A 10,693-nucleotide genomic window follows, 5' to 3' on the forward strand; every position below is an offset into this window, starting at 1 on the left:
CAAACTCTCATAAAAAATTTGTTACTGCGCTCAGACTATTGTTATCTCTAAAATATCTGGCTTGGTTTGTTTGTGGTTTAAATCAAGTAAGTTTGTCTTACATGGTTTAAACGATTAATCAATTGTCTTAAAAAGACTCATTGAATTAACCTGCTGTTCAATTTTCAAAGTTCATTATTTTTTTCAATATAATGGCTTATATTCTCAAAAAAATGGTCGAGGTGAAGGGACTCGAACCCCCGGCCCCATGGTCCCAAACCACGTGCGCTACCAAACTGCGCTACACCTCGTCCTATGGCGGAGAAGGAGGGATTCGAACCCTCGCACCAGTTTTACCCAGCCTAATCCCTTAGCAGGGGATCCTCTTGAGCCTCTTGAGTACTTCTCCAAAATAAAATTATAAGTGGCGGAGAGGGTGGGATTCGAACCCACGGTGCCTCACGACATCACTGGTTTTCAAGACCAGCTCCTTAAACCACTCGGACACCTCTCCAAAAAAAATGATCTATCCGAGATTCGAACTCGGGACACCTTGATTAAAAGTCAAGTGCTCTACCGACTGAGCTAATAGACCAGGCTATTTAATTCCAATGGAGCTGGTGATAGGAATCGAACCTACAACCTGCTGATTACAAGTCAGCTGCTCTACCGTTGAGCCACACCAGCATATTAATGGTGGGAGTAACAGGGCTCGAACCTGTGACCCCCTGCTTGTAAGGCAGATGCTCTCCCAGCTGAGCTATACTCCCACATTATGACTCCTAGGGGAATCGAACCCCTGTTACCGCCGTGAAAGGGCGGTGTCTTAACCGCTTGACCAAGGAGCCATGGTAGAAAGCTCCAAGGGTGGGGCTCGAACCCACAGCCTACCGGTTAACAGCCGGTTGCTCCACCATTGAGCTACCTTGGAATAACGTGGCTACGTCCTATTCTCCCAGGCAGCTTCCCACCAAGTACCTTCAGCGCTAAGGAGCTTAACTTCTGTGTTCGGAATGGAAACAGGTGTATCCTCCTTGCTATAGTAACCACATTAACTTGAAAGCGACAAAAATTGTCCGCTTCAAACTTTCTTTTAAACTTTCTCATCCCCTCGAGGACAAGTATTATAATATCATAATTGCTATATAGCGTCAACACTTTTTTGTAAGTTTTTTCGCCTAAAAAATAAGTTTTTTCTTTCTATTTTTAATTATACGAATTATAAATTATATTTTATGTAATATATACGTATTTTAGCGAATTTTATAGGATTTTTTCCTTGTAAGACCAAAAAAAGACCCCACATTCCCTGTTTAATTTTTCTTGGGTGTAGAGTCTTTATTTTACATATTATATGTCTTATATTATCAATTTAGATATTTTATGTCTTATTTAACTAGGGCCTTGGCCTTGTCTACTACATTAGCTACTGTGAAGCCAAAGTGATCGAACAATACCTTGGCTGGAGCTGATGCCCCAAATGAGTTCATAGCGACTACATCACCATCTAGGCCAATGTACTTGTACCATGGCATTGGGTTTGCTGCCTCAACCGCCAACCTGGTCCTAACAGCAGATGGAAGCACCTCCTCAATGTATTCTGGAGACTGAGTTTCAAAGATATCCATACATGGTACAGATACTACTCTTACTGACTTGCCTTCCTTTTCTAACTCTTCCTTAGCCCCAAGAGCTAGCTCTACTTCTGATCCAGATGCCATTATAATCAGGTCTATCTTATCCTTATTAGTTGCTTCTGCTAATATGTATCCACCCTTGAAAGCTTCCTTAGAAGAACCCTCTAGCTGAGGTAGGTTCTGTCTTGTAAGTACTATTGCAGTTGGAGTAGCCTCTGATCCTATTACACTAGCCCATGCTACTGCAGTTTCTGTATAGTCAGCTGGTCTAAATACGTTTAGGTTAGGTATAGACCTTAGCATAGCCAACTGTTCGATAGGTTCGTGTGTAGGTCCATCTTCACCAACCCCAATAGAGTCATGAGTCAACACAAATGTAACTGGTAGTCCCATTAAAGATGATAACCTAATCATTGGCTTCATGAAATCAGAGAATACAAAGAATGTAGCACAATATGGATTTAAACCACCATGTAGGTAGATACCATTTGTTATAGCTGTCATAGCCATTTCTCTTACACCAAAATGGATATTTCTACCGCTCCTATCAGTTGCTGAGAAGTATCCCTGACCCTTCATTTCAGTCTTATTGGATGGTGCAAGGTCAGCTGATCCACCTACTAGGTTAGGATATACATCCTTTAGCTTGTTGATTATATCACCTGATACAGCTCTTGTAGCCATAGCCTTATCTTCATGTGCCCAATACTCTTCTGAATCTATTATCTTCTGAACATCAGGCTTAGCAAAGTACTCATCCCATAGCCTTGCATCTTCTGGATACTTTGTTGCATATTCAGCAAACATAGCCTTCCAAGCCTCTTCCTTCTTAGCGCCTTCTTCTGCAAGTGCCTTATAGTGGTCATAAATTTCTGCATCCACTTCAAATGATGTCTGGTTTTCCCATCCTAGGAATTTTCTAAGCTCTACTATATTATCTTCACCTAGTGGCTCCCCATGAGCAGATGCCTTACCAACCTTAGCAGGACAACCATAACCAATCTGAGTCTTGCATATTATCAATGATGGCCTTTCCTTATCTGCCTTAGCCTTAGCTATTGCTGCATTTAAAGCATCTAGGTCATTTCCATCTTCAACTAACTGTACTTGGTAGCCGAAAGCTTCAAATCTAGCCGCTACATCTTCTGTAAAGGCAAGGTCTGTATCGCCTTCTATAGTTATCCTATTTGAATCGTATAGGACAATTAGCTTGTCTAATTTCAAGGTACCAGCCAATGATAGGGCCTCGTATGCTACACCCTCCATCAAACATCCATCACCAGTTAGGGCGTATGTATAGTGGTCAACTATAGGATATCCATCCTTGTTGAACTTTGCAGCCAAGTGTGCTTCTGCCATTGCCATACCCACTGCTGTAGATACACCTGCACCTAGAGGTCCTGTAGTAGATTCTACTCCTGCCGTATGCTTGTATTCTGGGTGTCCTGGAGTAAGGCTACCAAACTGTCTAAAGCTCTTTAAATCCTCTAAGCTTAGTCCATACCCAAACATATGAAGTAGGGAGTATAGTAATGAAGATCCATGTCCTGCTGATAGAATAAACCTATCCCTGTTTTCCCAATTTGGGTTCTTTGGATTATGGTTCATATTATTAGCCCACAAGCTGTATGCTATAGGAGCTGCACCTAGTGGCAAACCTGGGTGTCCTGAATTGGCCTTTTGAACCTGGTCAGCTGACAAGATTCTTAAAGCATTTACTGCCTTTTGATTAATGTTCATATTAAATATCCTCCAAAAAAATTTACTTATACTTTTCGATTATAAGGTATCTATAATTAAAAGACCTACTAATATCGTCTAAAAATTCTTTATACTACTCTATTTATTTTAACTTAATTATAGATAAATTACAATTTTTATCAGAAAATTAATAGATATTTTGGCTTGATCATTTATTGGGTAGTTAAAATACATTTGTTTTTGCTTTTTTATATCAACCCCCCTATGTTCCAGCTAGCAAATATTCATAAAACAAAAGCCCTCTATCAATTCTTACGAGCTATTTGTATCCATTGGTATTTTTATATAAATACTTAATAAGAAAAAGCAGCAAACCTCTACATTCACTGCTTTAATACTTCTATTATATTAATTTACCATATTTACGATTTACAGAGAGTCATTATGAATAAGAAGACTCATATATGCCCCCTTCTTGAAAAGCGAAGTACTCACACCCCAGGCAACTGCTGAGCAAGCCAATTCATTTGCATGCTTTGCCTTGACACTTCTTGTGCTAAGTACAATTCCCTTTGGATAAAGCTCTGCTGATAAAAACTGGTGTAGACTGTCTGCTGAACCAGATTCAACTGCCTTTATAGAGCGTAGTGGATGTGTATCCCACCATTCATCCGGCTTTGAGAAGGATCCATCGGCCCTCATCTCACCTGAAGATAGGTTCTGTGAACAAATTTCTCTGATTCTCTCTAAAGTCTCTTCATCAATTACACCGTCAGTTATCGAATAAGCATAGTATGCACATGCAACACCATCGTCATCCAACTCCTTAATCAGGTAAAGATTTGAAATCCCCCTCTCCTTAAATTTCTTCCACTTGCTTGAAATCTTTTTAAAACTGGCATCAGTATAAACAGACGAGTTACCCTCCTCTAGAGCTAGCCTAAGCTCCTCTAAATTAACGTCTTTCTTTTCCCAGTTATCGATAAAGTTGATTCTTAGCTTATCCATTTTAATTTTCCTCCTTATAGTCTTCTTGCCAACTTGCTAAAGTATCATTATCAAATACGATCATCGTATCAATAAACGGTTCCACTATGACTTCAGTATAAAAAGCCCCCTTCTTGCTATGGTATGGTGAGACTCCTGAACGCGATTTTACGAAGAACTTAAGCTCATACTTTCCTGGAGGTAAGAGTATGGCTGGAGTCAGTAGGTCTTCAGTAAAGACTGCCCTGTGCCATATTTCACTATCCATACTAACTGAAACATCATAAAAATCACCATATCCATTATCCATCCTTAGGTATACTTTGGATAAGTCCCTATTATTTCTCATATCCTTAATCATATTAAAGGCCTTCTTTCGCCTAGACTGCTTATATATCAATCGTCCTAGACTTACAAAGAATAGTATAGTCATCGCAGCAACTACTATCCAAGGCTTATCACTTATAAGGCCTATCAAATTTTTCATATTAGCTCCCCTTCATAGATAAATCATACTTTTTTATATTTAAATATTTTAAAATATTATACCATTTATAAAATATTTTTTCTACTGAGAAATTCTCCACCATTCATAAAAAAGAACAGCAAAGTCTTTTAACTCGCTGCTCTTATCTCGATTTATATTAATTTACTCTATTAGGCATTACTCCTTATATGAATAAAAATATTCTTTAGGACTTATTTATTTCATATCCTTTAGCTTTGCATAATCTTCATCAGTTAGCTTCCATGTAAAGTCAGGAATTCCTTGTATACCTGATAATGTCATATACGGATAGTTTTCATATACAGTAAACTTAACTACAAAGTCTTTACCATCAGTAGCCTTAGTAATAGCCCTGTACTCCCTGCTAACTACTGCATCTTTTGGAACCTCTAAAAGCTGGAAATCTTTAGATTTCATACTCTCAGTACTCTTAGCAATAAGCTCTGAAATATATTTCAAATCCTTTTGACTAGTCATTTCAGAAATCATCTTCTGATTTTTATCGTATACCTCGACCCTGTCTCCATCTTTATCCTTGTTACTACTTCCGCAGGCCACTAATGAGACAGCGCAAATTAAACTTAAGGCTAGTACAATAATTTTCTTCATATTTCTTTACCTCCAATAATTTGAAATTTTTATCTACATAAGATTATGCATCATAAATATTATACCATTTTAAAACTATTTTTACTATCTTAAAATTTCTAAATATAAAATAATACAAGCCTTAATCTAGGCTAGTATTTCGGACACTTACCCCCTCATGGTCCAAGAGCCATATTTTTTTGTCTAAACCACCTGCATAGCCTGTCAGGTCTCCATGACGTCCTAAGACCCTATGACAGGGTATTATTATAGATATAGGGTTATGGCCTACCGCTCCTCCGACAGCCTGGGCTGACATAGACTCCCTCCCTAGGTTTTTAGCCACCTGTCTTGCTATACTCGCATAGGATGTAACCTGACCATATGGTATGTTCATTAATATTGACCATACCTCCTGCCTAAAGGCTGTACCCTCTGGCTTTAAACTCAGCTCACCTATAGGTGGATTTTGACCGGCAAAATACCTGTCAAGCCAATGGTTAGCCTTGTCCAGTATATCCATCTTATGATCTGAAACCTCACATCTTTTTTCCGACTTGCTTGGGATAACCTGGCTAGCATCCAGGCCATCCATATAGTATTTCTGACCTTCTAGCCATAGCCCAACTATATGTCTTTTATTATCGTCGCACACTAGGGTTATTATTCCCAAGGGCGATTTATATTCTCTTGAATAGTACATAAATGCCACCTCCTAGCTATAATATATCAAATTTTGCACCTAATTTATATATTTATTCATTTTTTAGACTTTTCTATTTACAAATGCTTTTATATGCCTTATAATATTCTACAAACTTTATAGGAATTCATACATGCGATTTAGCAAATCAAGCAAGACAGTTAACTGCACTTGCTTTTTTATAAATTTACATAAGGAGGAAATTATATTATGGCTAATTTCGCAATTGTAGGAGCTACAGGGCTCGTAGGAACAAAGATGATTGAAAGACTTGGTGAAAGCAAGCTAGAGGTTGATAAGATCTACCTTATGGCATCAGCTAGGTCAGCAGGAAAGGTCCTTCAATTTAGGGGGCAGGATGTCATCGTCGAGGAGTTAAGAGAAGATTCCTTCGATAAGGAAATCGATTACGCAATCTTTTCTGCAGGTGGGGATACTTCTCGTAGGTTTGCACCTATCGCTGAATCCAAGGGAATCATAGTAATTGACAATTCAAGTGCTTGGAGGATGGAAGAAGATATAGACCTTATAGTTCCAGAGTGCAATGAGCCCATATTAAAGAGAAAGATTATAGCTAATCCAAACTGCTCCACTATCCAATCAGTAGTACCACTTAAGCCACTAGCGGATGCCTTTGGTCTAGACCGCGTAGCCTACACGACTTACCAGGCTGTTTCAGGATCAGGCAAGGGTGGTATAGATGACCTTTTAAATGGCCAGGATGGCCAGGAGCCAAAGAAATACCCTCATCCAATTTACAATAATGTTCTTCCCCATATAGACGCCTTCTTAGACAACGGCTACACAAAGGAAGAGATGAAGATGATTGGTGAGACTAAGAAAATTTTATCCCTTGATGAGGATGTTAGAATCACGGCTACATGTGTTCGTGTACCAGTCCTAAACTCACACTCAGTAGACATCAATGTAACATTTAAGAAGGATACTAGTGTTGATGAAATAAGAAGTATACTGAAAAATTCCCCAGGCCTAGTCCTGCTTGATGACCCAGGAGAAAACCTCTACCCTACTCCATTAGAGGCAAGCGGTCACGATGAGGTCTATGTTGGAAGGATTAGGAGGGATATTTCCCAGGATAGGAGCTTTTACATCTGGTGCGTGGCAGATAATATCAGAAAGGGAGCAGCCAGTAATGCTGTACAAATAGCAGAGATGCTAGAGGCAAAAAGACAAGTTTAAATAATATAATTTTGCAACAAATGAAAGATTTAACTTGTATCTTTCCTCATTTAGTGTTAGAATATCTTTTAACACATAAAGTAGGCTTGTATAAAGCTTTATTTTATTGATGGCCACACAGAAGTGGCCAAGGTTAACTTTGATAAGAAGGAGGAATTTATTTTGAAAACATTACAGATAGGATTATTTGGTCTCGGGACCGTGGGCTCCTCAACAGTGGAGATACTTACCTCCAACCGTGAATTGTTGGAGCGTCAATTAGGCTGCACCACGCAGATAAGTAAAATATGTGTCAGAGATACCGGGAAGACCCGCTCCGTTGATACATCCAATAGCATACTTACCTCCAGGCCCGAAGACATTCTTCTAGACCCAAAGATAGATATTGTGGTTGAAGTAATGGGAGGAATAGAGAAATCCAAGGAAATTATCGAAGCCGCCTTTAAAAATGGAAAACACATTGTTTCGGCAAATAAAGATTTAATCGCCCTCTACGGCAAAGAACTATCAGAACTCGCCAAACAAAACAATTGTCATTTCTTTTTTGAAGCCGCAGTTGCCGGTGGAATCCCTATTCTAAGAACTCTACAAACTTCTCTTACAGGAAATTACATAAAAAAAATCAGTGGAATCGTAAATGGTTCAACAAATTATATTCTCACACGAATGGAAATAGAAAGTTTATCATTGGAATCAATCATAGAAGACGCCAAAGCCCTAGGTTACTTAGAGGCAGATCCAAGTGCTGACCTTGATGGCCTAGATGCTGCAAGGAAGTGTGCAATACTTGCTAGCCTTGGTTTTCACAATCTTGTAAAATCAGATCAGGTATACGTATCAGGAATTAGAAATATATCTCTAGAAGACATTAATCAAGCAAAGAAATTAGGTTATAAAATTAAATTATTGGCTATTGCTGAAAATAAGGATTCAGGTATTGTTGCTAGAGTTCACCCAGTCCTAATAGCAGAAAATCACCCTCTTGCAGGAGTTCAGTATGAATTCAATGCTGTATATGTGGATGGTGACTATCTAGGCCAGACAATGTACTATGGTAGGGGAGCTGGAGGAAATCCAACAGGTTCAGCTATTGTCAGTGATATTGTAGCAATCGGTAAGGCGATCTTGTCTCAAACAAGACCGGAATTGGCCTATGCTAGCATGGGAGACAAGGCCCTTATAGATATAGAAGATCTAGACTTTGCCTACTATATCAGACTAGTTACAGACCATGACAAGCTTGGTCAGGGTGGTCTAATAGACCTGCTTGATAAGAAAGGATTAAAGATAAGGTCTATAAATAAGACCAATAGAAGCCTAGAGATATATGACTTAGATAAAAAGTATGAAGACACTGACCTAGGCCAAAACCTGGTAAACGTAGATCAATTTGTAATTGTGACAGAAAGAGTGAGAGAAAAAGCCTTCAAAGAGGCAATAATGGAATTAGAAAATATCAGCAATTCGATAACAGTTATTAGAATAGAAGAAGACATATAGAGACAAAGGAGATTTTAAGTATGAAATGGCAAGGATTAATAAATCAATATAAGGAATTTTTACCAGTTAATGAAAATACACCTATGGTTTCCCTGTACGAGGGTAACACACCCCTAATCAAGAGTTTAAACCTAAGCAAGGAACTGGGCATAGACCTTTACTTTAAGTTCGAGGGCCTAAACCCTACAGGTTCATTTAAAGACCGTGGTATGTTTATGGCAATCGCCAAGGCCATAGAAGAAGGGTCTGACACTATCATGTGTGCTAGTACAGGAAATACTTCAGCTTCGGCAGCCGCCTATGGTGCAAGGTACGGACTAAGGACTATAGTCCTAATACCAGATGGATATATTGCCATGGGTAAACTAGCCCAGGCCCTACAGTATGGTGCCCAGGTAGTAGCTATCCAGGGCAACTTCGATGATGCCCTAAACCTAGTAAAGGAGATTACAGAATCCCACCCTATTACTTTAGTAAATTCCATAAATCCATACAGGATAGAGGGGCAAAAAACAGGTGCCTTTGAAATAGTAGATGACCTAGGCGATGCCCCAGACTACCTGGCTATACCAGTTGGAAATGCAGGTAATATTACTGCCTACTGGAAGGGCTTTAAGGAATACAAGGCAGCAGGAAAATCTACAAAGCTACCTAAGATGAAGGGCTACCAGGCCAAGGGGGCTTCTCCAATTGTAGAGGGTCACCCATTTGAAAATCCAGATACTGTGGCAACAGCCATAAGAATTGGAAATCCAGCATCCTGGGATAAGGCCCTAGCAGCCAGAGATGAATCTGGTGGATCTATCAAGGCAGTTACAGATGAAGAAATACTGGCAGCCTACAAGCTACTTTCTAACAAGGAGGGTGTATTCGCAGAGCCTGCCTCAGCTGCATCCCTTGCTGGTGTGATTCAGTCTGTAAAAAACGGAGATATAGAAAAGGGTGCCAAGGTGGTTTGTATATTGACAGGTAATGGCCTGAAGGATCCAGATACTTGCCTAGAATCGGCGGTTAAGCCTCAATCTATTCCAGCCAACCTGGAAAGTGTCCTAAAGCTGATAGAAGGTTAGGTGGTCCTATGATTAGAGTAAGAGTACCAGCAACAACAGCCAATATGGGACCTGGTTACGATGTGTTGGGCATGGCCCTATCACAGTATTCAACTTTCCAGTGCCAGGAAGATGACAAGATTTCTCTTTTTATCGAGGGACTAGAAAGTCAAAAATTGCTTGGCCAGGACCATGAAGAAAACCTAGTTGTAAGGTCTATGAACCACCTATTTGAATACGTAAATAAATACCCAAAGGGTTATAAGCTTGAAATTATTAATGATATACCCCTGGCTAGGGGTATGGGGTCAAGTGCATCAGCAATTGTAGGTGGCCTGCTTGTGGCAAACCACCTAGTGGATGCCAAACTTGGCCAGGACCAGATCCTTATGTTAGCAACTCAAATAGAGGGACATCCAGACAATGTAGCCCCAGCCCTAATGGGAAATATTGTCCTATCTGCTATGGTTGATGATAACCAGGTCATCTACCACTCTATCCATCCATTTGAGGATATGACTTGTGTCCTATTCATACCTGACTATGAGGTATCTACAAATATGTCTAGGTCTGTTCTACCAAAGTCCATAAGTATGGCAGATGCAGTCCACACTAGCGGTCACCTAAGTTTAATGCTAGCTGGCTTTATGACTGGAAACAAGGACTTGATTGGTAAAACTATGGCCGACAAGCTCCACGAACCATACAGAAAGGGCCTTATCAAGAGCTTTGATGACTTTAAGGCAGCTGCCCTAGATGCAGGAGCCTTTGCCTTTTCCTTGAGTGGATCCGGTTCGACTATCATAGCCTATTGTGACCATGATTCTGCCCCGAGTGTTAA

9 protein-coding genes, 8 tRNA genes and 1 rRNA gene are annotated in these 10,693 nt (G+C 39.7%); 4 read left to right on the forward strand and 14 right to left on the reverse strand.

What is annotated here, in order from left to right:
- Positions 1-213: 213 nt before the first annotated feature.
- The 14 genes from ACW6OJ_RS05745 to ACW6OJ_RS05810 all read right to left on the reverse strand — a co-directional run bounded on the left by ACW6OJ_RS05745 (position 214) and on the right by ACW6OJ_RS05810 (position 6,103).
- Positions 214-290: transfer RNA gene (locus ACW6OJ_RS05745), tRNA-Pro, on the reverse strand.
- Between the two features lie 5 nt (positions 291-295).
- Positions 296-388: transfer RNA gene (locus ACW6OJ_RS05750), tRNA-Ser, on the reverse strand.
- Positions 389-404: 16 nt separating this feature from the next.
- Positions 405-493 (reverse strand) — tRNA-Ser (locus ACW6OJ_RS05755).
- An 8-nt stretch (positions 494-501) separates the two neighbouring features.
- A tRNA-Lys gene (locus tag ACW6OJ_RS05760) sits at positions 502-574 on the reverse strand.
- 17 nt (positions 575-591) lie between these two features.
- Positions 592-666 (reverse strand) — tRNA-Thr (locus ACW6OJ_RS05765).
- Between the two features lie 7 nt (positions 667-673).
- Positions 674-749: transfer RNA gene (locus ACW6OJ_RS05770), tRNA-Val, on the reverse strand.
- Positions 750-755: 6 nt separating this feature from the next.
- Positions 756-827: transfer RNA gene (locus ACW6OJ_RS05775), tRNA-Glu, on the reverse strand.
- Between the two features lie 11 nt (positions 828-838).
- Positions 839-910 (reverse strand) — tRNA-Asn (locus ACW6OJ_RS05780).
- Between the two features lie 3 nt (positions 911-913).
- A 5S ribosomal RNA gene (gene rrf, locus ACW6OJ_RS05785) occupies positions 914-1,030 on the reverse strand.
- A gap of 337 nt (positions 1,031-1,367) precedes the next feature.
- Positions 1,368-3,356, reverse strand: a complete 1,989-nt coding sequence (gene tkt / locus ACW6OJ_RS05790; RefSeq protein ID WP_456096002.1) for a transketolase — start codon at positions 3,354-3,356, stop codon at positions 1,368-1,370.
- 390 nt (positions 3,357-3,746) lie between these two features.
- A complete protein-coding gene (locus tag ACW6OJ_RS05795) occupies positions 3,747-4,325 on the reverse strand; it encodes a hypothetical protein (protein ID WP_455104570.1) in 579 nt (192 codons plus the stop codon).
- 1 nt (position 4,326) lies between these two features.
- Positions 4,327-4,791 (reverse strand): hypothetical protein, encoded by a 465-nt coding sequence (locus tag ACW6OJ_RS05800; protein WP_456096003.1) that lies wholly within the window; start codon positions 4,789-4,791, stop codon positions 4,327-4,329.
- A gap of 216 nt (positions 4,792-5,007) precedes the next feature.
- Positions 5,008-5,421, reverse strand: coding sequence for a hypothetical protein (locus tag ACW6OJ_RS05805; RefSeq protein ID WP_293437588.1), 414 nt, complete (start codon positions 5,419-5,421; stop codon positions 5,008-5,010).
- A gap of 121 nt (positions 5,422-5,542) precedes the next feature.
- On the reverse strand, positions 5,543-6,103 hold the full coding sequence (locus ACW6OJ_RS05810; protein ID WP_456096004.1) for a methylated-DNA--[protein]-cysteine S-methyltransferase: 561 nt from the start codon (positions 6,101-6,103) through the stop codon (positions 5,543-5,545).
- Between the two features lie 210 nt (positions 6,104-6,313).
- Between ACW6OJ_RS05810 and ACW6OJ_RS05815 the strand changes: the two genes are divergently transcribed.
- The 4 genes from ACW6OJ_RS05815 to thrB all read left to right on the forward strand — a co-directional run.
- Positions 6,314-7,303: an aspartate-semialdehyde dehydrogenase gene (locus tag ACW6OJ_RS05815; protein ID WP_456096005.1), complete on the forward strand. Its 990-nt coding sequence runs from the start codon at positions 6,314-6,316 to the stop codon at positions 7,301-7,303.
- Positions 7,304-7,465: 162 nt separating this feature from the next.
- Complete coding sequence (locus tag ACW6OJ_RS05820; protein WP_456096006.1) at positions 7,466-8,803, forward strand: homoserine dehydrogenase; 1,338 nt, start codon at positions 7,466-7,468, stop codon at positions 8,801-8,803.
- Positions 8,804-8,823: 20 nt separating this feature from the next.
- Entirely contained in the window at positions 8,824-9,873 is a 1,050-nt protein-coding gene (gene thrC / locus ACW6OJ_RS05825) for a threonine synthase (protein WP_456096007.1), read from the forward strand.
- An 8-nt stretch (positions 9,874-9,881) separates the two neighbouring features.
- Positions 9,882-10,693, forward strand: an 812-nt coding sequence (gene thrB / locus ACW6OJ_RS05830; protein WP_456096008.1) for a homoserine kinase, incomplete at its 3' end; no start/stop codon positions are given.

The organism is Peptostreptococcus sp. (genome assembly GCF_977045075.1).

Bases quoted from the DNA above. Each gene is read 5' to 3' on its own strand.
- ACW6OJ_RS05810 (WP_456096004.1), bottom strand. From the start codon at position 6,103: ATGTACTATTCAAGAGAATATAAATCGCCCTTGGGAATAATAACCCTA.
- tkt (WP_456096002.1), bottom strand. From the start codon at position 3,356: ATGAACATTAATCAAAAGGCAGTAAATGCTTTAAGAATCTTGTCAGCT.
- ACW6OJ_RS05795 (WP_455104570.1), bottom strand. From the start codon at position 4,325: ATGGATAAGCTAAGAATCAACTTTATCGATAACTGGGAAAAGAAAGAC.
- ACW6OJ_RS05805 (WP_293437588.1), bottom strand. From the start codon at position 5,421: ATGAAGAAAATTATTGTACTAGCCTTAAGTTTAATTTGCGCTGTCTCA.
- ACW6OJ_RS05800 (WP_456096003.1), bottom strand. From the start codon at position 4,791: ATGAAAAATTTGATAGGCCTTATAAGTGATAAGCCTTGGATAGTAGTT.
- ACW6OJ_RS05815 (WP_456096005.1), top strand. From the start codon at position 6,314: ATGGCTAATTTCGCAATTGTAGGAGCTACAGGGCTCGTAGGAACAAAG.
- thrC (WP_456096007.1), top strand. From the start codon at position 8,824: ATGAAATGGCAAGGATTAATAAATCAATATAAGGAATTTTTACCAGTT.